This is a genomic window from Bacillus sp. ok061, assembly GCF_900108285.1.
Taxonomy (GTDB): domain Bacteria; phylum Bacillota; class Bacilli; order Bacillales; family Bacillaceae_G; genus Bacillus_A; species Bacillus_A thuringiensis_S.
Map to the genome: position 1 here is coordinate 86,173 of NZ_FNUW01000017.1, position 21,382 is coordinate 107,554.

A 21,382-nucleotide genomic window follows, 5' to 3' on the forward strand; every position below is an offset into this window, starting at 1 on the left:
GGAACAACGGGAGCAACAGGAGAAACGGGAGCAACAGGTCCTACTGGGGGGATTGGCCCCATAACTACAACTAATTTGTTATATTACACTTTTTCAGATGGAGAGAAACTTATATATACAGATGCAGATGGCATAGCTCAATATGGTACAACGAATATACTATCACCTAGTGAGGTTTCATATATAAATTTGTTTATCAATGGAATTTTGCAACCACAACCACTCTATGAAGTTAGTACTGGTAAACTAACTTTATTGGATAACCAACCACCATCGCAAGGTTCTTCAATTATTTTACAATTTATTATTATTAATTAAAAAAGACAGATTCTTAATGAAAAAAGGAATCTGTCTTTTTTGTTCTGAATTACATTGTTTAACATTAAGTGACGATAAATTCAATTGTAATTGGAATTCCGCCGTCTAATGCATCCCCACCAGGAATTGTAATAGCACCAGTAGGACCAGTAGTAACACTGGAGTTCACGCTTGGTTGAAGAATACCGTTCACATATAAGTTGTAATACGTGAAAGTCGGAAAAGCGGTTGCAGTAGTACCCGCATCGTTTAAACAAGCTGTGGCAGCAATTGCAAAAGCTGCACCTGTACCTGTGCCGGCTCCTAGTGTAGATGTAAATCTTCTAGATGCCATAAATGGTTGAATGATAGGCAATTAATTTTCACTCCTTACAATATTTTATTAGAACGAAGTATAAAATAACTTGTCCACTATATTGTATGAGAGTTTTTTATAATAGAAACGGCTTCACCTTTATAAGGTGAGCCCAATTTTAGTAAAGAAATGTTCTTTATTTATATGAAAAAATGATGTTGTTACTTGGGGAGTATATGTTAATCGTAAATTCGGTTTTTGTATTCAAATTAAAATGTGTCTTTGGACCTAAGAGATAAACGTGGAAAAATAAAATAAACTCTTAAGTTTAGGTATTTAATCTAAGCAGTCAATTATTAAAAACATATAATTAATATGTGAGTCATGAACATAATTAAATTACGTTTTCAAGTTTGATTATAATTCATGTTTCCTATTTTAAGAGAAACATATAACTTAACTACTTTTTTCAATCGCATCTTTTATAGTACTTAGAATAGGAAAACACTCAACTATAAGAAAAGTAAGGAGGAAATAAATGAAACATAATGATTGTTTTGATCATAATAACTGCAATCCGATTGTTTTTTCAGCAGATTGTTGTAAAAATCCACAGTCAGTTCCTATTACTAGAGAACAATTAAGTCAATTAATTACTTTACTAAATTCATTAGTATCAGCTATTTCAGCATTTTTTGCAAATCCAAGTAATGCAAACAGATTAGTGTTACTCGATTTATTTAATCAATTTTTAATTTTCTTAAATTCCTTATTACCTTCTCCAGAAGTTAATTTTTTGAAACAATTAACTCAAAGTATTATAGTTTTATTACAATCTCCAGCACCTAATTTAGGACAATTGTCAACATTATTGCAACAATTTTATAGCGCCCTTGCACAATTCTTCTTCGCTTTAGATCTTATCCCTATATCCTGCAACTCAAATGTTGATTCTGCAACTTTACAACTTCTTTTTAATTTATTAATTCAATTAATCAATGCTACTCCAGGGGCGACAGGTCCAACAGGTCCAACAGGTCCAACAGGTCCAACAGGTCCAACAGGTCCAGCAGGAACCGGAGCAGGTCCAACGGGAGCAACGGGAGCAACAGGAGCAACAGGCCCAACAGGAGCGACAGGTCCAGCAGGTACTGGTGGAGTAACAGGAGCAACAGGCCCAACGGGAGCAACAGGTTTAACAGGTTTAACAGGTTTAACAGGTTTAACAGGAGCAACAGGTTTAACAGGAGCAACAGGTTTAACAGGAGCGACAGGTCCAACAGGAGCGACAGGTCCAACAGGAGCAACAGGTCCAACAGGTCCAACAGGCCCAACAGGAGCAACGGGCTTAACAGGAGCAACTGGTGCGACTGGTGGCGGAGCTATTATTCCGTTTGCTTCCGGTACAACACCATCTGCGTTAGTTAACGCGTTAATAGCTAATACAGGAACTCTTCTTGGATTTGGATTTAGTCAGCCTGGTGTAGCTTTAACTGGTGGAACAAGTATCACATTAGCATTAGGTATAGGTGATTATGCATTTGTAGCACCACGAGCAGGAACTATTACTTCATTAGCAGGTTTCTTTAGTGCAACAGCTGCATTAGCTCCACTATCACCTGTTCAAGTGCAGATACAAATATTAACTGCACCTGCAGCAAGTAATACGTTTACAGTACAAGGCGCACCTCTATTATTAACACCAGCATTTGCCGCAATAGCGATTGGTTCTACAGCATCAGGGATCATAGCTGAAGCTATTCCAGTAGCAGCCGGGGATAAAGTATTATTATACGTTTCATTAACAGCAGCAAGTCCAATAGCTGCAGTTGCTGGATTTGTAAGTGCAGGTATTAATATCGTTTAATTTGTTACAATGTTTAGTAGGAAATTAAACAGGGGTTTGTATATAGTCCTTCCTAATAAATTTAGGAAGGACTATATTTTTTGGGGAAATAAGTAATAAATTAATTGAAAAATTACTCTTTGTTAAGTTCGTATAAAAAAGTATAATGTACCCTTTCTTAATTTAAAGAATAAGTTATGTAATTTAAAAAATTCCTGATCAGCAAAAAAAGATGAATTCTTTAAAGAAAGAATTCATCCATAAAATAAACTATTTATTTTTATTGCAGTTACATCCTTTTTTCTTTACATAGCCTTGCTCGGCTAAGTCTCTTTGCGATTGGGAATTGGAAGATTGGGAATTGGAAGATTGAGAGGATGCTGAAGAGCTACTATTTTTATTATAAGAGTAGTTTTTTCGATAGTTATAATTACTCATAGTACTATCACCTCCAATTTAATATATAAATATTATATGTATGTACACTATCAATTGTTACTATTATTAATAGGAAGAGAAGATACAATAAAAAAATCTCCTCGGTATTTTCCTAGGAGATAAATGATTAATGTTTTGAAAATTCACAAATTAATAACCCCAGTACAGAGGAAAGTAATAAGAATCTTGGCGATAGGGATTAGGCTGTTGAGTGAGGGGGTGGGTTGGATAATTTTTCATTTCACGGTTTTGATTGCAGTTTGCCGGAGGACCAATTACAGTAGTTGATTGAATAGGAGAAACCGCTTGTTTCCATTGCTGTTCATTGAGGCAGTAAGTATGGGCCATCATATGAGCCGGAGTTAATCTTAAAATGTCAGAACCGAAAATAACTTCTGGCGCTGGGGCATTGAAAATAGCTAATAAATGAGTATTATCTGCTGTAGCAATTTCATAATGCCACCACGCTTGTGGAATGTTGGCAACTTGCCCCGGTTTTATCGGTAAGTTTAATATTTGATTCGTAAATGGATTAAGTAAAGAAACAACAGCAGACCCTGAAATACAATAAACAAGTTCAGCTGCATTTTGATGAATATGTGGTTCTACAACATTTCCTGTACTTAAATAAATATCTAATAAAGAAGTATTTTCTAAAGTATTTAATTGTTTAATGCCAAGTACATTTATATAATTTTGGGCATCTTTCCGAAAAAAATTACTTTTATTTACATCATAAGTAAAATTAGTTGAGGGGGAGGTATAGTCGATGTTGGCAGTCAATTGTATTACCCGCCTTTCTATAGGTAAGTTAGGTTACAAAATTAGGATATGTGTCTAGTCTTTGTTTTGTGCTGTTGTCGATAGCTTAATAAATTCACTTATTCCATAAAGAATAAGGTATTAAGATTAAACTATATTCGTATTCCCATTCATACTTTGGATTGATGGAAAAAAGTAATGAAAATGTTAACTTAAAATTACATCAATCATTTATAAGGAGTGAATGTTCATGTCATTTAGTGAAATGATTAGAAATGAAGTACTCAGCTGGGCGGGTGTTTCTGAAAAACCGCATCGATTTGGTGGTATTGAAATAAATTATGGTAAGAAAGAACTTGGCCATCTTCATGGTGATAAATTAGCTGATTTACCATTTCCGAAGTTAAAGCGAGATGAATTAGTGAAGCAGGGATTGGTAAAACCACATCACGTATTACCTGAATCAGGATGGATTAGTTATTATATAAAGAGTGAAGAGGATATTCCGTTTGCAATTGAGTTATTTCGTATGCAATATGACCGAATTAAAAAGTAATGAAATATAGTAGGGTAATAAAAATTTATTTTCATGTCACATCCCTCCTTAATCGTTCGTCTTGTATGTAGAACGATAAGGAGGGATTTTATTATGAATACATTTGATATAGCAATTGTTGGCGGTGGGCTTGCTGGATTAACAGCATCTATATATTTAGCGAAAGCTGGAAGGAAAGTAATTGTATTAGAAAAGTCCAGTCAATTCGGTGGCCGAGGGATGACTATAAATAAAAATGGAATCTGCATGAATCTTGGTGCACATGCTTTATATAGAGGCGGGGCAGCGTTTATAACTTTTAATGAGCTCGGTATGAATCTTCCAGGTGGAATACCATCTACAAAAGCACATGGTATATGGAAAGGGGATATATTCACCATCCCAACAGATTTTCGCTCAATTTTATCAACGCCACTACTTTCGTGGTCTGCAAAAGTACAATTCTCACGTCTTATGATTCGTTTAGGAAATTTAGATGTAGGAGAAGTTCCAAAAATGAGTCTAACTACATGGGCAGAAAATGAAATAAAAGATCCAATGGTTCGCAATATATTTTATGCGCTATGCCGGACAACAACATATACGTTTGCTCCTACAATACAATTAGCATCATCTGTACTAAAGCAAATACAGCTTTCTATAAAAGAAGGAGTGCTTTATGTAGATGGTGGTTGGGAAACGATAATAACAAAATTAAGAGATTTAGCGAATGATGTCGGGGTGCAATTTTTGGCTAAAAAGCATGTTTTGGAAATAGAGCATTACGAAGATAAACAAAGAATACATTGTGTTGATGATGAGGTTTTTGAAGTAGATACAGTCATCGTGACGACTCCGCCGAAAGAAGCTTGTAAAATAATAAAAGGTGCAGAAGGAACAAGTTTGCATAGATGGAGTGAACAATCGGTACCGGTTACTGTTGCTGCATTAGATATTGGCTTGAGACAATTACCCAATCCTACACATCAATTTGTATTAGGATTAGATCAACCTATATTTTTCACAAATCAATCAAGAGCAGCTAAGTTAAGTGAAGATGGATCAATTGCAGTGAGTCTAATTAAGTACCATAATCCAGTGCTAGCGATGAATCATATTCATGAAGATAAAGAACAGTTGGAAAGTACGATGGAGTTGTTACATCCAAATTGGAAAAGAGAAATTGTTGCACAGCAATATTTACCGAAAATAATAGTAGTACATGATTTTCCTCATATTGACCGTGTTGAAAAACCGGGCCCAAATATACCTGAAATGCCAGGTGTTTATGTTGCAGGAGATTGGGCAGGGCATGATGAAATATTAGCTGATGCTGCGGTAGTAAGTGGGAAACGTGCAGCGTTACACATTTTAAAGCAACATGAAAGTGAGGCAGTTCATCATGGAAACGGAGCAGTTATATGAAGCGTATCAACCATTATTATTTTCGTTAGCATACAGAATCCTTGGGAGTGTTATGGATGCTGAGGATATCGTTCAGGATGTATTCATCTCGCTAAATAATATAGAAAATCCTCAATCTATAGAAAATATGAAAGCATATTTATGTAAGATGGCGACAAATCGTTCAATTGATAAATTACGATCGGCAGTGCATAAACGTAACGTGTATGTAGGGATGTGGTTACCAGAGCCACTTGTAGAAGAGAGTAATGAGCCATCAAAGTCATTTATAATGAAAGAATCCCTTTCCACCGCATATTTATTACTTTTACAACAACTATCTGAGGTGGAAAGGATTGTTTTCATATTAAGAGAGGTTTTCAGTTATGAATACGAAGAAATAGCTTCAATTGTTGATAAGAGTAGTGTGAACTGCAGGAAGATCTTTCAACGTGCACGAAAAAGCATTTTGGAGAAACCGAAGCAATCAAAATTAAGCAGGGAGAAAATGGCTTCTTATGTTGAAAAGTTTGTATCATCATTACAGTGTGGGGATGCGGAAGGTATGTTAGAAGTATTAAAAACAGATGCTATACTCAAAGCTGATGGTGGTGGTAAAGTTACGACTGCGATTAATCCGATTTATTCTGCGGATCGAATTATACGTTTGTTCTTTGGGATTGCACAACGATTGACAGAAGAGTACACCGTTGATTTCAAAATGGTAAATGGTATACCGGGAGTTATAGTTACAATAAATAATAAAGTAACTTATGTTCTTTCGTTTGCATTTGAGGATGAGAAAATTTCAAATATTTATATGATGGTTAATCCTGAAAAACTTATGCATTTAAATGTAAAAATATAAAAAAGCGCATTTCTTCAGAAATGCGTTTTTTATTATTTTTCTAACATTTCAAGAGGTACATCTTTTTCGCCAGCTACCTCAAATTTAATTTCCCCGTCTTCTTCATAAATACGTGTAATAATCGGTATAGTAATCATTAATTTTTTATGCTGCTTTCGTTTTCGAGCAGCATCTAAGCTAATCACGTTCATTTGTAAGCATCCTTTCTTCTGGAAATATATAAACAAAGAAAATGCGTCCGAAAAGGGCGCTTAATTGAATTTGAAATACCGATTCATTTAAATGGGGTTTATATAATTTAATAACTGCAATTTTAATATGAAATAATATGAATGGAATAATTGCACGTAGAAATTAACTTTACCAAAAAACGAAACAATATGCTATAAAAAATTATAAATCTTTGTCATATAACAGGAAAAAGGTTTTTGTTTCGCATATAATAAAAAGTAGACGGGCAGCAAGAGCTTTTTCATCATATTGCTTGGAAAGGCGATGAAAAGAATGGATACAGTAGATTCATTATTATTGCAACTTGAACAATATGGAGAAGAGCATGATCGAAATAAAAAAACAAGGGAAGAAAAATTACGGAATGTTTCTCGTGAGATGGGGCAATTTTTATCAATTTTAGTAAAAGGGTGTAATGCAAAAAACATCTTAGAAATTGGAACTTCTAATGGTTATTCTACATTGTGGCTAGCTAATGCGGTAGAAGAAACAAATGGAAATGTAACGACTGTAGAGCTTTCTTCAGAACGAGTTGGAGAGGCACTTGTCAATTTTGAAAAGGCAAACCTGTTACAAAGAATCGATATTCATAATCAAGAAGCCGGGGCATTTTTAGATTCGCAATTAGATCATTCATTTGATTTTATTTTCCTAGATTCAGAGCGTACGCAATACATGTGGTGGTTTGAGCATATAAAACGTATGTTACAACCAAAAGGTTTTCTTGTTGTTGATAATGCAACTTCTCATGCGAGTGAATTAGGTGAGTTTATAAAAATGATTGAAGAAGATGATACGTTTGAAACGTTGTTATTAGCGTTTCAAAAGGGAGCATTTGTAGCTCGCAAAAATAAATAAAAGTGAGCGTAATAGAATTATCACATTGAAAACGGGTGAATGTCAAAAGATTGAGTGTAGCACGATTGAAAGAACGTAAATTATTTAGGAAATATATGAAGAATCCGCCTTCAGCATGTAGTTCTCTAGGTCTTAAGTCTGAGGAAAATTATGTTGATTACAGGTATACTTATAGTAAGAAACAGGGAATGACTGCATTAACAGACATTTCTAAAAAAATCGATTTCAAGCAGTCAGAATGTATATGAAATACGATATAATTGATGAAATATAGTGCATATAAATTCGCACATATAAATAAAGGAGCGATTTTGTTGACTGAACTCGAGAAAAAAGAACCTGTATCCATTGTGAAAGATAATAATGTAGAAGTAGTAGTTGATACAGTTATAAAAGATGAAGAATTAGAGGAACTAAATAAAGAAGCTGATCTTTATGTACAAAAGTTAAATAGCGAGCAAAATACTGATTTATCAAAAGTATTGTCTCAGCTAGGAGATTTAGGGGATAAAGAGCAACAAGCAGCAGGACAAACGTTATCAGCTTTAAAACGCCCTGTAACAGCGATGATGAATGGGAAAAATGAAGAAATTCCAAATACATTATTAGAATTACGAAAAGTGGTATCAGAGCTTGATCCCAATTCACTTAAAGCAAGTGGTATGAAGAAAATAATGTTTAAAGTATTCAAGAAAAATCCACTTGAAACATACGTGCATAAATACCAATCTATAGATAAACAAATCGAGGAAATTATTAGATCCCTCCTAATTGGTCGTGATAACTTACAAGAGGATACAGTTGGTCTTGAAATGTTAAAAGAACAATCGCACGATAAAATTCATGCTCTTGATAAACAAGTATACTTAGGGAAAAAGCTTGCTGGCATGCTTGAAGCTGAAAAACAAAACCCAGAGCGTCAAAGGGATATTCCGTTAATTAACGATGCATTAGAAAAGATACTTGTACGTACACGTAATATGCAGCAAGCGAAAAGTGTATTATTACAATCTATAGCTTCTGTAGACATCATTAAGAAAAATAATGAAAAATTAACAGAGGCAATACGTAATGCCATTACGATGACGCAAAACGTTGTAACAGTTTCAGCTGCTATTCAGCTAGCATTAACGAATCAACGTAAAACAATTGATGCCGTAAATGCGACGAATGAAGCAATTGAATCGATGGTGTTAAGTAATTCTCAAGCGTTAAAACAAAATACAGAAGAAACGACGAAATTGCTTGAGAATCCTGCTATTAGCATGGATAAATTACGTGAATCATTCCAAAATGTGTTCGCTGCAATTGAGGCATCTGAAAAATCGTCAGAACGTATTATTGAGTCAAGTAAGAAGTTTGTTATTGAACTAGACACATTTAATGATGAGATGAAGCAGAAACTCATTCAGCGTCCAAGGAAATAACGGATTATTAGAGGAGGTGAACAAATGAGTTTCATTCAAACAGTGCTATTACTACTCGGTACATTGCTTTTAATAGCATTTACTGTTGTTGTTTTAGTCGTATATTTCGGACGGAAACTGTATTTTTCATGGACGAAGCCATATAAAAAAGCGCAAGATTCTTTAGATAAGTTATCAAATAAATCAATACCGTTTCTACAAGAATTTACACAACACCCACTGTTTTATCGCTGGATTCGCACCGAAGGGAAGAAAGAACAAAATACATTAAATACTCTATTTTGTACATCTGGTCAACGTACGAGAGAACAAGTCTTCTCGATGTTACCGAAAGAAAAGCAGAAAAAAGTGCATGTAATGGCAAAAACAACGAAAAAGCTTACGAATGAAGATATTGATGTGGCTGCGATGAAAGTGAAAGATTTCTTAAGACAAGAAACGCAGCAAACAGTAAAACCGACAGACTTATCATTTTATAAATTGTATTTTTATGACCGTTATCCAGACGCATTAAATACAATTCAAGCGTATAAACGCTCAATAAATCCTTCATTACAAAGAACGGTTGATGATATTACAATTTCAGTATTAAATGCACTTCCGTACTATCAAGAGCAACGCATGTTTGAACAACAACATAAACTTGAAACGTTCTTAATGAAAGATTTAACGGCCATGTTATCGTTGGTAGTACAATTACCACCTTCACAAAGACCAGAGAAGGAAGAAGAATTGAAAATCTACTTGGAAAATTTCAAAAAAGAAATGGAAGTAGTAGAGCGAGATATTCGCGACTCAATTGATCACGATTTAAATGTGAAGATGAGAGCAGCGACTGAGAAGTTTAAGAATAAATAACAAAAAGCGCCTTAAAAGCTAAGTATCACAGCTTTAAGGCGCTTTTTGTTATGAGATTTTATTTTGCTCTAACGGTAGTATGAATAGAAGCCACACTTTCATTATGCAATCGATCAACTGCAGTTACGACATACGTATACATTTCTCCAGAAATAACGGTTTTATCTACATAAATTTCTCCAAGTTTTGTTTTTCTTACAGTAGTAAGTAAATTTTTAGGATTTTGTATATCCACTTCATTTTGCCCATTCGCGCGGTAAATAGCGTAATAAGCAGAATCATTATCTCTATTATCAATGATACCGATTGCAATACCTTCATTTCTTGGAATGGCACCTTTTAATGTCGGTTGTTTTGGTGGATCATGATCAATCCAAGGCATAGGCGGGATTAATGCAGGATGTATATATATGTCTTTTGAGAGTCTATCTTTAACTCCAAGTGGATTGTTATTAATATCTTTTAAGCTAAAATGCATACTACCTTTTATTTCAGGATATAGCCGGTTTAATGTAATTTGTCTTGGATATTCTTCTGGATCAGACCAAGCAGGGACGGAGTTATTATTAATTTTATAGGCCGCTTGACCGATGTATAGGTGAATCGGTTTGTTATTTGTTTCTTTAACCCACCAATCTACTAATATGTCATATGCAGCTGGGGTGAAACCTATATTCCAATATATTTGCGGTGTAATGTAGTCAATATATCCTTTTTGTATCCACTCACGTGTGTCAGCATAAAGGTCATCATAGTTTCTTTGGCCTGCGGTTGTGTTAGAACCAGTCGGATCGTCAGCTATATTTCGCCATACACCGAACGGACTAATGCCAAACTTTACGTATGATTTTTCTTGTTTTATAGCAGTATTTAAATCTTTTACAAGTTCATTTACATTGTTACGTCGCCAATCTTCTATATTTGTAAATTTACCGTTATTATATGTTTCGTATGTTTTCTGATCTGGAAATTCTTCACCGGCTACTTTATATGGGTAAAAATAATCATCCATATGCAGCGCATCAATATCGTAATTTTGTACGATTTCTAAAGCACCTTCTGTTATAAATTTTTTCACTTCTGGAATACCGGGATTGTAATATAACTTTCCGCCATAAGGTACAACCCAATTGGGGTGTTGCCTTGCAGGGTGATTATTTGATAATCGATTTATATCAGTGTGATTCATCGTTATTCGGTATGGATTAATCCATGCGTGGAATTCTATATTTCTTTTGTGTGCTTCTTCAATCATAAATGCAAGTGGATCGTATCCGGGGTCTTTTCCTTGTGTACCCGTAATGTATTCAGACCAAGGACCGTAATTTGAGGGATAGAAAGCATCAGCTGTTGGTTTAATTTGTACAACAACTGCATTCATACCAGTGCTTTTTACATCGTCTAATAATCTTATAAATTCTTGTTTCTGCTTTTCAATAGGTAAGCCAGTTTTTGTGGGCCAATCAATATTCAGAACTGATGCGATCCATACAGCACGTAATTCATGTTTTTTGTACGTAGTATTTACTTTAGCATAAGTAGAGTGAGGGGAAATGAAAGAGAAAGGGATGAACAAGATGACGATACAACATATCATTAATAAACGTTTAACGATCATTTATACGCCTCCCTATCATATGATTATTTAAAATAATATCTGAGGTGAGGTTGGCCTTGCAATAGAGAAAATTACACATTGAAACATTAATTTAATAGGAAAAATATTTTTAATGAAATTTACTTTCATTATAACTAAATTCATTTACTACTTCATATGCTTGTTAGTAAAGTGAAACTTCCTTTCATTTGAAGGGTAATAAATTATAAGTATAGGAGGATTAATAAATGAAAGTTTTGTTTGTCTGTTCTGGAGGAATGTCCAGTGCAATTGTTGTAAACGCTTTAAAAAAAGAAGCGGAGAAAAATGGTTTGAACATGGAAGTGCATGCAATTGGAACGAATGAGGTAGAGGAAGAAGTAAAGAATGGCTGGGATGTCGTAATGGTGGCACCTCAAATAAGACACCGATTTGACTCTGTAAAAAAATTTGCAGAGGAGGAATCTATTCCGTGTGGCATCATTCCACCGCAAGCATACACGCCGCTTGGAGGCCCGACTTTATTAAAAACTGTAAATGAATTAATCAGTTAGGGGGAAGCGTTATGAATAAGTTTGTCACGTTTCTTGATAAAAACTTATCTGGCCCGATGGCAAGGCTTTCTGAGCAGAGGCATCTACAAGCAATCCGTGATGGAGTTATTTCGGCGTTACCATTTATTATAGTAGGAAGCTTCTTTTTAATAGTAGCATTTCCGCCACTGCCGAAAGATAGTTTCATATCGGTTTGGGCATTAAAGAATCAAACAAGTATATTAATACCATATCGTTTAACTATGTTTATTATGTCCTTATATATAGCATTTGGAATAGGATATAATTTAGCGAAAAGTTATAAATTAGATGCTTTATCAGGAGCACAGCTTGCGGTATGTTCACTACTTTTAACATTAACGCCTGAGTTAATTGATAAAAAAGGATTCATGCTTCCAATGACAAACCTCGGAGGTCATGGATTATTTGTGACGATGATTGTCTCTATTTTATCAGTTGAGATTTTAAGATTTTGTAAGAAGAATAACGTAACGATAAAAATGCCAGAACAAGTACCACCGTCAGTATCACGTTCATTTGAAGCACTTATACCTGCAGCATTCGTTATTATTATTATGAGTCTTATCACAGTCGTTTTTAAAGTTGATTTACATTACGTTGTAGATAAACTAGCCGCACCGTTAGTAAAAGCTGGTGATAGTTACTTTGGCGTTATTATACCTGTATTTTTAATTACGTTTTTCTGGTCTTTCGGGATACACGGAGTATCAGTTGTAGGTACTGTGGCAAGGCCGCTTTGGGATGTGTATTTAGGAAAGAACGGTGAAGCTGTAGCAAGTGGAGCGAGTCATTTTCCGTTTATTGCACCAGAACCGTTTTATCAATGGTTTATTTGGATTGGTGGTTCGGGCGCAACATTAGGGCTTGTGTTAGCTATGATCGTATTTGGTCGATCAAAATATTCGAAAGCATTATCGAGAACGTGTATTGTTCCGGGGGTTTTTAATATAAATGAACCGGTTATATTCGGTTTGCCGATTGTATTAAATCCAATTTTAATTATTCCTTTCGTCATTACACCGTTAGTAACAGCTACTATAGCTTATGCTGCAACAGCGATGGGGTTTGTAACACCAACGCATATTATGCCGCCATGGACATTACCTGCTCCAATTGGTGCTTATTTAGCAACAGGTGGAGATTGGCGTGCGATTGTATTAGTTTTTATAAATATAGCAATATCTTTCCTTATTTATCTACCATTCTTTAAAATGTACGACAAAAATATGCTTGAAATTGAAAAGAATGGTGACGGGGAATCTGTTAATCCTTAATCTGCATGCTGTTATTTTGAGTGATAGACTTTTTGTCTATCACTTCTTTCACATTAAAACAAGAAAGGGGGAAATAGAATGAATATAAAATTTAGTTATAAAGGTGTATTTTTATTATTATTTGGAGTGATTTGTGCAAATTTACTTTTTGTCCCTTTATTAGGTATGCTAAATCTATCACAAATGCATAGTATCTGGCTCGTTACAAGCATTGCGGCAAGCATTTTGCTTACGGTAGTTGTTTCTTTCATTGATGGGTCGTTTGCATCGAAAGCTCAGTTGTTTTTTAGATTTATATTGTTTTCGATTGGTTGTACGTCGGTTACTTACATGATTGTCTTTTAGTAAATAGGAGGTCATGCACGTTATGTATATTGCAGGGGTAATGTCTGGTACTTCATTAGATGGAATAGATGTAGCGCTCGTTCATATAGAAGGAAGTGGTGTAGATTCTAAAATCGAACTCATCCATTTTACTACTGTTCCATTTTGTAATGATATGAAAAATGAGATTCAACAAGCGTTATCAATTGAAACTTCGAATGTCCAACTTATATGTAGTTTAAATTTTAAACTTGGTTTATGCTTCGCCAATGCTGTAAAGGAAGTTTGTAAAGAGGCCAATTTTCCTTTGAGACAATTAGATTTAATAGGCTCTCACGGACAAACGATTTATCATCAGCCAAAGCAAGAAGGTAATATTCTTTCTTCAACTTTGCAAATTGGGGAACCAGCAGTAATAGCATATGAAACGAACACGACGGTTATCTCGAATTTCCGAACGATGGACATGGCGGCAGGGGGACAAGGTGCACCACTTGTACCATATTCAGAGATTATTTTATATCGGCATCAAACTAAAAATAGACTACTACAAAATATTGGCGGGATTGGTAATGTTACAGTGGTTTCAAGTAAACGAAGTAATGAGAGTGTTATTGCTTTTGATACTGGACCAGGCAATATGGTAATCGATGAAGTATGTCAAAGATTATTTCATGTACCATATGATCAAAATGGTTGGATTGCAAGTCAAGGGGTGGTTGTAGATGAAATTTTAACATACTGTATGAAGCATCCATTTTTGAACGTGAAACCACCAAAATCAACAGGTAGAGAACAGTTTGGAGAAGCGTTTGTGACTGAATTATTAAATCGATTTGAAAAGCATAGTAGAGAAAATATATTGGCAACTGTCACGATGTTTACAGCATGTTCAATTGTTCATCATTATCAGGAATTTATTTTTCCGTATTATGAAATCGATGAAGTAATTTTAGGCGGGGGCGGAAGTTATAATCGTACACTTGTTGAAATGATACGATTTGGATTAAAGGAAGAAAAATGCAAAATATTTATTCAAGAAAATTTAGGCTATTCCTCAGCGGCGAAAGAAGCGATCGCCTTTGCGGTTTTAGCAAACGAAACGTATTATCGTAATCCGAGTAATGTGCCGAGCGCAACAGGTGCTAAGAATTCCGTGGTTTTAGGGAATGTAACATTCCCTCCAATACGTAAATGAAAATGAGGCGAACATATGAAGTATATGATCGGAGTAGATGGCGGGGGAACGAAGACAGAGGCAATTGCATTTGATCAAAATGGAAATGAAGTTGTAAGAGGTATGAGCAGATTTGGAAATGTATTAATAGATTTTGATGAGGCACTTTTGCATATTATGGAAGCAATTGATCAATGCCAGAAGAGTTTAATAAATGGGCATTGCGTTTGTGTTTGTTTAGGGTTAGCCGGCATAAGTGGCGCGAATACAAATAAATTAACATTACGTTTAAAAAAGAAATACGGAACAGAAATTGAAATTTTTAATGATGCAATGATTGCGCATGCAGCTGCTTTAAAAGGTAAGGATGGAATATTAACTATAGGTGGTACAGGGGCAATTTGTATCGGAAAGAAAGGAGAAGTGTATGAGTATAGCGGTGGATGGGGACATATTTTAGGTGATGAAGGGAGCGGATATTGGATTGCATTACAAGCTTTAAAGAAAATGACAATTCAATTCGATCAAGGAATCAGCCTTTGTCCATTGAGTTTGAATATTCAAAGGCAGTTTCAACTTTTGACACCGTCTCATATAAAAAGCTTAGTATATACTTCTTCTAAAGATAAAATTGCAGCAATCGCGCCATTAGTTATTCAGGAAGCGAGAAATGGAAATGATGATGCACATGAAATTATAATGCAAGCTGGAAAGGAATTAGGAAGGATTACAGTAAATGTTTATAACAAGTTAAACTTTAAGCACTCAACGCCAATTGCAGTAAGTGGCAGTATATTGCGTTTAGTTCCTGAAATATTTGCTGTATTTAAGAAATGCTGTGAAGAAAGTATGAAAGAAATTATATTTGTATCACAAGCAGAAATGGCAGTGAAAGGAACATATTATTTAATGAGGGATATATATTTTTAAAAATAGCGTATGAGAATTTTTGTATGATTTGTAAAAATATGATGTTAAAATGTATAAAGGGATGTATGTTAAAACGTACAATATACGTAGTAATTGAATATTGTATATGTAATCCCATGTAGAAAGTGAATGATTACATGATTAATAGTATGCAGTTTTTATATTTGGTGGCTTCTTATTTAATTGGAAACATCTTGACCGCTTATATAGTAACAAAATTGAGACATAACGTTGATATTAGGGGTGAAGGAAGCGGAAATCCTGGTGCAAGAAATATGGGGCGCGTATATGGAAAAGGGTATTTCATCGCTACATTTTTAGGTGATGCGATTAAAGGGGCAATCGTTGTTACTGTTGCAAAATATCTTTTTGAAGATCCTACATTCGTAATGTTAACATTATTGGCCGTTATTATTGGACATATTTACCCAGTTTTATTTAAAGGTAAGGGCGGTAAAGGTATTTCAACATTTATTGGAGGATTAATCGCATTTGATTATTTGATAGCGCTTACCCTCATAGGCATTTTTATTGTATTTTATTTAATATTTAAAGGATTTACGAAGCCAGGACTAATTACGATTGCTTGTTTACCAATTTGTATGATTCTTTATTCTTATTCTATTGTTACGACTATTTTAAGTGGAATGATTATTGTACTTATTCTATATGTAAATCGAGAATAAAATGAATGTTTAATAAGTGGGGATAATCTCCACTTATCATTTTTTATTAAATAGATAAAGGAGGTAAGGCATGGGGTTAATTTATAAAGTTGCTGATCAAGATTGGGAATTTGAAAGTATACATAAATTAAATTATAAAACTTTTGTGGAAGAGATTCCACAACATGAAGAAACGAAAGACCAGTTTCGTATAGATAGGTTTCATGAAGAAAATACATATTTAATTTGTTTAGATGAGGATAGATTAGTAGGTATGGTCGCGGTGCGGGGAAAACGACCATTCTCGTTAGATTATAAAATTTCAAATTTAGATGTTTATTTGCAAGAGCATGGAGAAAAAGTGTATGAAATTCGTTTACTTTCAGTAGAACGTGAATATAGGAATGGAAGAGCGTTGTTAGGATTAATCCGTTTTCTACATCGTTATTTGCTTCTAAATGGATATGAATTAGCACTCATTTCTGCAACAACACGTGAACTAGCTTTATATGAGCAAATGGGATTCAAAGGTTTCCATACGTTAGTTGGTACAGAAGTAGCAGCCTTCCAGCCAATGTATGTTACCCCTGCTATGTTTGAAGAATCGAGTGTTGGAAGTATTATGACGAAAGAATACACATTTTTACCTGGTCCAGTAGACATTGAAGAGAACGTTCGAAAGGCATTTTGTACTAAGCCTATTTCGCATCGCTCTAAGTCATTTCAAGTGACAATGGACAATGTGAAAAAACGGTTACTTCACATGACAAAAGCAAAACATGTACAACTTATGTTAGGAACAGGGACGTTAGCCAATGATGCGATTGCTTTACAGTTACGTTCTTTAAAAGGGAAAGGACTAGTATTAACAAATGGAGAATTTGGAAATAGATTAGTTGGGCATGCAAAACGAGCACAGTTACATTTTGATACGTATAAAAAGGAAATGAGAGAGCCGTTTATTTATACAGAATTAGAAGAAATAATGACAACTGGAAATTATGAATGGCTTTGGTTTGTTCATCATGAAACATCTACTGGAATGTTAAACGATTTAAACGAGCTAAATACTCTTTGTAACGAGAATCAAATGAAACTATGTGTAGATTGCATAAGCTCAATTGGAGCAATACCAATAGACTTGAAGGATGTGTATTTTGCAAGTGGTGTTAGCGGTAAAGCGATTAAATCATATACAGGAATTTCTTTCGTTTTTCATAACCACATTGTAAAAATAAACGAGGCTGTGCCGGCCTATATGGACATTGGCATGTATGAAGAAAATGAAAGCATTCCATACTCACAATCATGGAATTTAATTTATGCATTGCAAGAAGCGTTGAAGAGATTTGAAGATGAAAAGGCATTTGTAAAAATTAAAGAGACATACGATTATGTTGAAGAAGTTATTACTGATATGGGTTTAAAGCTTGTTTCACCTAAAGAACATGCCGGGCCAATTATACTTACTATTGTATTGAGCGAAGATCATTCTTCTAAAGTAGTAGGCGATGCATTAGCATTACAAGGATACATCGTTCATTATGAGTCATCTTATTTACAAAAGAATAATTGGATCCAAATTGCATGTTTAAATGATTATAAAGAACGTGATATGAAGAGGATGTTGAATTGTTTGCAAATGTGTTTATTTCAGAGTGGGGTACAAATATAAAGACTTTTTCTTTTCGTATAAAGGAGCTACGACTTACGAAAACTTAGGAATAGAACATTGGAAGAGGTGTAAGTATGATAACTAGAAAACTACCATTACATATAGACGATATTAAAAAAGCTCACAAGATTCTAGATAGAAATGCTCGTAAAACGCCATTAGTAAAATCTTTTTACTTGACTAGTAAAACGGGCGGAGAAATTCATTTGAAATTAGAAAATATGCAATTAACGGGTTCTTTTAAGTTTCGTGGCGCATTTAATAAAATGTCGCGGCTCACGGATCAAGAAAAAAAAAGAGGTGTAATTGCATGTTCAGCAGGTAATCATGCACAAGGAGTTGCATTATCTGCTCATTTACTCGGTATTAAGAGTAAAATTGTTATGCCAATTTCTGCACCGCAGGCTAAAGTTGAAGCAACTAGAGGATATGGATCTGAAGTGATTTTACATGGTGAAACCTTTGATGATGCAAAGACAAAATGTGAAGAAATTATAAGGAAAACAGGTGAGACATACTTACATCCATATGATGATGTAGAGGTAATGGCTGGTCAAGGTACAATTGGATTAGATATTCTTGATGATATGTGGGATGTAGATACTGTCATTGTACCAATAGGTGGAGGCGGAATTATTTCTGGTATTTCTGTAGCATTAAAATCTTTTAATCCATCGATTAATATAATTGGTGTCCAGGCAGATAATGTCCATGGAATGAAGGCATCTTACGATAAAGGAGCAATCGTAGAACATTATGAGGCGCCTACTATTGCAGATGGTTGCGCTGTTAAAATACCAGGGGAATTAACATTTGAAATTGTAAAAGAAGTAGTAGATGATATTGTAACTGTATCAGAAAAAGAACTGGAAGTAGCGATGAAAGATTTATTACAACGTGGGAAAGCTGTTGTAGAAGGTGCAGGTGCATTAGCAACTGCTGCACTTCTTGCAGGAAAAGTTGATAGCTATATAAAAGGAAAAAAAGTAGTAGCGGTTATATCTGGTGGGAACGTAGACTTACAGCGCATATCAAGTGTATGTGAGCACTTTTTTGTCGCTAATGAAGTGAAATAGTTTTATGAAAGAAGAGCTAAGAGAAATAATCTTAGCTCTTACTTTTTGTCTACTGTTTACTGTAAGTAGCAATAAATTTGCTGTTTAATGAATTGTTTTATTTAAGCGCCAATTTTTACACATATCTTGAATGTTACAATAATTATTTCAATATTGTCGAAACGTAAGCAGAAATTTAATATAATAATTTTAATGTGCTAATGAGTGGTGAGGAGGGCAGGTCATGAATAAAGAAGAACAGGTCATGAACGGTTTCAGGGAATTATATAATAAGCTGGTTTGGCTTAATAAAGATAAGATGGAAGAAGGCCTTAAAGGTTTTAAGTCTTCTGAAGTCCACTGCATTGAATATATTGAAAATAATGTGGATTCTAATGTGACACAACTTGCAGAGGCTTTTTATGTGACTCGCGGTGCTATAAGTAGAATGACTAAGAAGCTCATACAAAAAGGCCTTATTGAAAGCTACCAAAAGTCGGAAAATAAGAAAGAAATTTATTTTAGGCTTACCGAAGAAGGGAAAGAAATTTATAAAATCCATGAAGATCTGCACAAAGAGTTTCAAGAGCGGGATAAAGCTGTATTTGAGCAAGTAACTGAAGAAGAATTCGACAGTATAATTAGTTTCGTGGAAAAGTATAGTAGACATTTGGATGCAGAAATAAAGAAACAAGGTATACATATTAAATCCTAATACATTTTAATAATGAAATGGCAGCCCTAATCTAATGAGAATAGGCTGCTTTTTTATCATTTTATTTTTGTTGACTAATCAACAAAACAGAGTTATTATTTTGTTGACAAAGCAACAAATTTTTAAAAGGGGCGAAGTTAAATGTCTATATTTAGATCACAAAATGAAAGGGAAACTGAAAAAAGCATAGATAAACATGCTTTACTATTCGGACTTATTTCTGTATTTCTTTGTGGTATAGGTTTCAGTATTATCATGCCTGTAGTCCCATTCTTAGTACAGCCATATACAAGTAATCCGGAAGAACAAGCATTAGTTGTTACACTACTAACTTCCGTATATGCGGCCTGCGTGTTTTTAGCTGCTCCAGTACTCGGGGCTTTAAGCGATAAGTATGGCCGTCGTCCATTACTTTTAATATGCTTATTTGGTTCTGCAATTGGGTACTTAGTTTTTGGCATAGGAGGAGCTTTATGGGTACTATTTGCTGGACGCATAATAGAAGGAATAACAGGCGGGAGCATAAGTACTATCTTCGCATATTTTGCAGACATCATTCCAAAAGAGCAGAGAACGAAATACTTTGGATGGGTGAGTGCAGTTGTAGGTGCGGGAACTATCATTGGCCCAACCATTGGGGGATTACTTGCCAAGTTTGGTGATACTGTACCTATGTATTTTGGAGCAATCATAACGTTAATAAATGTTGTATATGGGATCAAATATATGCCTGAGAGCCTTGACAAAAATAATAGATTGAAAGAGATTACTTTTGTAAGAATGAATCCTTTTGCACAGCTAGCAAACATACTTTCCATGAAAAATTTAAAATGGTTACTTGTCTCAGCGTTTTTACTTTGGATACCTAACGGATCTTTACAAGCAATTTTCACACAATTTACGATGGATACTTTCAGTTGGAAACCTGCACTAATCGGACTTATGTTTTCAATTTTGGGCTTTCAAGACATTGTTTCACAAAGTTTTATAATGCCAAAGCTTTTGATCCAGCTTAGTGATAAACAAATAGCAATTCTTGGGATGGTTTCGGAGATTATAGGATACAGTTTTATTGCAGCATCAGCTGTATTTTCACTCTCTCCACTACTTATCGTTGGAATGCTAATGTTTGGTTTTGGGGATTCAATTTTCGGGCCTTCATTCAACGGGATGCTTTCAAAGTCTGGCGGTTCTAGTGAACAAGGAAGGATTCAAGGGGGAAGTCAATCTATTCAAGCTTTAGCAAGAATGATTGGTCCTATTATTGGAGGGCAAATCTATGTATCGCTTGGTCATGCTGCACCTGCTTTTATGGGTATGATCCTTATAGTCGCGGCAATAGCAGTTTTGTATAAGGGGACACATGCAACTGTATAACAGATAGATATAAGAACAAATAAAAGGGTGTCAGAACTTAGGAACACGTGCTGACACCCTTTTTGTTTACGGTTTGAGAGCTAAGAGAAATGCTTTTGTTTAGGGATTTATTCTGCAATGCTCTCATAGTGAAGAGTAATATTCAGTGAGGTGGAACTATCATTAATTACAGTTAGCT

The 21,382-nt window shown here is 34.7% G+C and carries 22 protein-coding genes; 18 read left to right on the plus strand and 4 right to left on the minus strand.

What is annotated here, in order from left to right; all coding sequences use genetic code 11:
• On the plus strand, positions 1-318 hold a 318-nt coding region (locus C4S65_RS21190), incomplete at its 5' end, for a DUF4183 domain-containing protein (RefSeq protein WP_142391561.1).
• A gap of 64 nt (positions 319-382) precedes the next feature.
• Here the strand turns inward: C4S65_RS21190 and C4S65_RS21195 are convergent.
• Positions 383-673: a DUF4183 domain-containing protein gene (locus C4S65_RS21195; RefSeq protein WP_001121647.1), complete on the minus strand. Its 291-nt coding sequence runs from the start codon at positions 671-673 to the stop codon at positions 383-385.
• Positions 674-1,151: 478 nt separating this feature from the next.
• On the opposite strand from C4S65_RS21195, the gene exsJ reads away from it, so the two are divergent.
• The gene (exsJ, locus tag C4S65_RS21200) at positions 1,152-2,480 is read left to right on the plus strand and encodes an exosporium protein ExsJ (RefSeq protein WP_103945419.1); all 1,329 of its coding nucleotides are present in this window, start codon (positions 1,152-1,154) and stop codon (positions 2,478-2,480) included.
• Positions 2,481-3,047: 567 nt separating this feature from the next.
• Here the strand turns inward: exsJ and C4S65_RS21205 are convergent.
• The gene (locus tag C4S65_RS21205; RefSeq protein ID WP_000126319.1) at positions 3,048-3,680 is read right to left on the minus strand and encodes a cupin domain-containing protein; all 633 of its coding nucleotides are present in this window, start codon (positions 3,678-3,680) and stop codon (positions 3,048-3,050) included.
• A 229-nt stretch (positions 3,681-3,909) separates the two neighbouring features.
• On the opposite strand from C4S65_RS21205, the gene C4S65_RS21210 reads away from it, so the two are divergent.
• From C4S65_RS21210 to C4S65_RS21220, 3 genes are all read left to right on the plus strand, one after another.
• Positions 3,910-4,215, plus strand: a complete 306-nt coding sequence (locus tag C4S65_RS21210; RefSeq protein WP_000010317.1) for a luciferase family protein — start codon at positions 3,910-3,912, stop codon at positions 4,213-4,215.
• A gap of 93 nt (positions 4,216-4,308) precedes the next feature.
• A complete protein-coding gene (locus C4S65_RS21215) occupies positions 4,309-5,619 on the plus strand; it encodes an FAD-dependent oxidoreductase (RefSeq protein WP_001091193.1) in 1,311 nt (436 codons plus the stop codon).
• The gene (locus C4S65_RS21220; RefSeq protein ID WP_000447157.1) at positions 5,597-6,466 is read left to right on the plus strand and encodes a sigma-70 family RNA polymerase sigma factor; all 870 of its coding nucleotides are present in this window, start codon (positions 5,597-5,599) and stop codon (positions 6,464-6,466) included. Before C4S65_RS21215 ends, C4S65_RS21220 begins: the two co-directional genes overlap by 23 nt.
• 32 nt (positions 6,467-6,498) lie before the next feature.
• On the opposite strand, the gene C4S65_RS34530 is transcribed toward C4S65_RS21220, so the two are convergent.
• The gene (locus tag C4S65_RS34530; RefSeq protein WP_001100984.1) at positions 6,499-6,657 is read right to left on the minus strand and encodes a hypothetical protein; all 159 of its coding nucleotides are present in this window, start codon (positions 6,655-6,657) and stop codon (positions 6,499-6,501) included.
• Positions 6,658-6,961: 304 nt separating this feature from the next.
• Between C4S65_RS34530 and C4S65_RS21235 the strand changes: the two genes are divergently transcribed.
• The 3 genes from C4S65_RS21235 to C4S65_RS21250 all read left to right on the plus strand — a co-directional run bounded on the left by C4S65_RS21235 (position 6,962) and on the right by C4S65_RS21250 (position 9,840).
• Positions 6,962-7,555 carry a class I SAM-dependent methyltransferase gene (locus tag C4S65_RS21235; RefSeq protein WP_042973306.1) on the plus strand — a complete coding sequence of 198 codons (594 nt, stop codon included), beginning with the start codon at positions 6,962-6,964 and terminating at the stop codon, positions 7,553-7,555.
• 314 nt (positions 7,556-7,869) lie between these two features.
• The gene (locus C4S65_RS21245; protein WP_000137407.1) at positions 7,870-8,982 is read left to right on the plus strand and encodes a toxic anion resistance protein; all 1,113 of its coding nucleotides are present in this window, start codon (positions 7,870-7,872) and stop codon (positions 8,980-8,982) included.
• Positions 8,983-9,006: 24 nt separating this feature from the next.
• Positions 9,007-9,840 carry a DUF3974 domain-containing protein gene (locus C4S65_RS21250; RefSeq protein WP_000008363.1) on the plus strand — a complete coding sequence of 278 codons (834 nt, stop codon included), beginning with the start codon at positions 9,007-9,009 and terminating at the stop codon, positions 9,838-9,840.
• 58 nt (positions 9,841-9,898) lie between these two features.
• Here C4S65_RS21250 and C4S65_RS21255 read toward each other — a convergent pair whose 3' ends face one another.
• The gene (locus tag C4S65_RS21255; protein ID WP_061665832.1) at positions 9,899-11,458 is read right to left on the minus strand and encodes a family 10 glycosylhydrolase; all 1,560 of its coding nucleotides are present in this window, start codon (positions 11,456-11,458) and stop codon (positions 9,899-9,901) included.
• Between the two features lie 227 nt (positions 11,459-11,685).
• Between C4S65_RS21255 and C4S65_RS21260 the strand changes: the two genes are divergently transcribed.
• The 10 genes from C4S65_RS21260 to C4S65_RS21305 all read left to right on the plus strand — a co-directional run bounded on the left by C4S65_RS21260 (position 11,686) and on the right by C4S65_RS21305 (position 21,204).
• Positions 11,686-11,991: a PTS sugar transporter subunit IIB gene (locus C4S65_RS21260; RefSeq protein WP_000865903.1), complete on the plus strand. Its 306-nt coding sequence runs from the start codon at positions 11,686-11,688 to the stop codon at positions 11,989-11,991.
• 11 nt (positions 11,992-12,002) lie between these two features.
• A complete protein-coding gene (locus C4S65_RS21265; protein WP_086406711.1) occupies positions 12,003-13,286 on the plus strand; it encodes a PTS sugar transporter subunit IIC in 1,284 nt (427 codons plus the stop codon).
• Between the two features lie 78 nt (positions 13,287-13,364).
• Entirely contained in the window at positions 13,365-13,631 is a 267-nt protein-coding gene (locus C4S65_RS21270; RefSeq protein WP_001021961.1) for a hypothetical protein, read from the plus strand.
• Positions 13,632-13,653: 22 nt separating this feature from the next.
• Positions 13,654-14,808 (plus strand): anhydro-N-acetylmuramic acid kinase AnmK, encoded by a 1,155-nt coding sequence (anmK, locus tag C4S65_RS21275; protein ID WP_098536198.1) that lies wholly within the window; start codon positions 13,654-13,656, stop codon positions 14,806-14,808.
• 15 nt (positions 14,809-14,823) lie between these two features.
• Positions 14,824-15,717, plus strand: coding sequence for a BadF/BadG/BcrA/BcrD ATPase family protein (locus C4S65_RS21280; protein WP_098536199.1), 894 nt, complete (start codon positions 14,824-14,826; stop codon positions 15,715-15,717).
• Positions 15,718-15,854: 137 nt separating this feature from the next.
• Positions 15,855-16,403, plus strand: a complete 549-nt coding sequence (plsY, locus tag C4S65_RS21285) for a glycerol-3-phosphate 1-O-acyltransferase PlsY (protein ID WP_000610879.1) — start codon at positions 15,855-15,857, stop codon at positions 16,401-16,403.
• Positions 16,404-16,473: 70 nt separating this feature from the next.
• Complete coding sequence (locus C4S65_RS21290; protein WP_086406714.1) at positions 16,474-18,057, plus strand: aminotransferase class V-fold PLP-dependent enzyme; 1,584 nt, start codon at positions 16,474-16,476, stop codon at positions 18,055-18,057.
• A gap of 74 nt (positions 18,058-18,131) precedes the next feature.
• The gene (gene tdcB, locus C4S65_RS21295; protein ID WP_086790750.1) at positions 18,132-19,133 is read left to right on the plus strand and encodes a bifunctional threonine ammonia-lyase/L-serine ammonia-lyase TdcB; all 1,002 of its coding nucleotides are present in this window, start codon (positions 18,132-18,134) and stop codon (positions 19,131-19,133) included.
• A gap of 223 nt (positions 19,134-19,356) precedes the next feature.
• Complete coding sequence (locus C4S65_RS21300; protein WP_001030909.1) at positions 19,357-19,827, plus strand: MarR family transcriptional regulator; 471 nt, start codon at positions 19,357-19,359, stop codon at positions 19,825-19,827.
• A gap of 141 nt (positions 19,828-19,968) precedes the next feature.
• Positions 19,969-21,204, plus strand: coding sequence for a tetracycline resistance MFS efflux pump (locus C4S65_RS21305; RefSeq protein WP_000021823.1), 1,236 nt, complete (start codon positions 19,969-19,971; stop codon positions 21,202-21,204).
• The last annotated feature ends 178 nt before the right edge of the window (positions 21,205-21,382 follow it).

Coding starts and splice junctions, on each gene's coding strand:
- C4S65_RS21210 (WP_000010317.1), top strand. CDS start 3,910: ATGTCATTTAGTGAAATGATTAGAAATGAAGTACTCAGCTGGGCGGGT.
- C4S65_RS34530 (WP_001100984.1), bottom strand. CDS start 6,657: ATGAACGTGATTAGCTTAGATGCTGCTCGAAAACGAAAGCAGCATAAA.
- C4S65_RS21255 (WP_061665832.1), bottom strand. CDS start 11,458: ATGATCGTTAAACGTTTATTAATGATATGTTGTATCGTCATCTTGTTC.
- C4S65_RS21235 (WP_042973306.1), top strand. CDS start 6,962: ATGAAAAGAATGGATACAGTAGATTCATTATTATTGCAACTTGAACAA.
- C4S65_RS21280 (WP_098536199.1), top strand. CDS start 14,824: ATGAAGTATATGATCGGAGTAGATGGCGGGGGAACGAAGACAGAGGCA.
- C4S65_RS21215 (WP_001091193.1), top strand. CDS start 4,309: ATGAATACATTTGATATAGCAATTGTTGGCGGTGGGCTTGCTGGATTA.
- plsY (WP_000610879.1), top strand. CDS start 15,855: ATGATTAATAGTATGCAGTTTTTATATTTGGTGGCTTCTTATTTAATT.
- C4S65_RS21290 (WP_086406714.1), top strand. CDS start 16,474: ATGGGGTTAATTTATAAAGTTGCTGATCAAGATTGGGAATTTGAAAGT.
- C4S65_RS21305 (WP_000021823.1), top strand. CDS start 19,969: ATGTCTATATTTAGATCACAAAATGAAAGGGAAACTGAAAAAAGCATA.
- exsJ (WP_103945419.1), top strand. CDS start 1,152: ATGAAACATAATGATTGTTTTGATCATAATAACTGCAATCCGATTGTT.
- anmK (WP_098536198.1), top strand. CDS start 13,654: ATGTATATTGCAGGGGTAATGTCTGGTACTTCATTAGATGGAATAGAT.
- C4S65_RS21300 (WP_001030909.1), top strand. CDS start 19,357: ATGAATAAAGAAGAACAGGTCATGAACGGTTTCAGGGAATTATATAAT.
- C4S65_RS21260 (WP_000865903.1), top strand. CDS start 11,686: ATGAAAGTTTTGTTTGTCTGTTCTGGAGGAATGTCCAGTGCAATTGTT.
- C4S65_RS21250 (WP_000008363.1), top strand. CDS start 9,007: ATGAGTTTCATTCAAACAGTGCTATTACTACTCGGTACATTGCTTTTA.
- C4S65_RS21270 (WP_001021961.1), top strand. CDS start 13,365: ATGAATATAAAATTTAGTTATAAAGGTGTATTTTTATTATTATTTGGA.
- C4S65_RS21220 (WP_000447157.1), top strand. CDS start 5,597: ATGGAAACGGAGCAGTTATATGAAGCGTATCAACCATTATTATTTTCG.
- tdcB (WP_086790750.1), top strand. CDS start 18,132: ATGATAACTAGAAAACTACCATTACATATAGACGATATTAAAAAAGCT.
- C4S65_RS21265 (WP_086406711.1), top strand. CDS start 12,003: ATGAATAAGTTTGTCACGTTTCTTGATAAAAACTTATCTGGCCCGATG.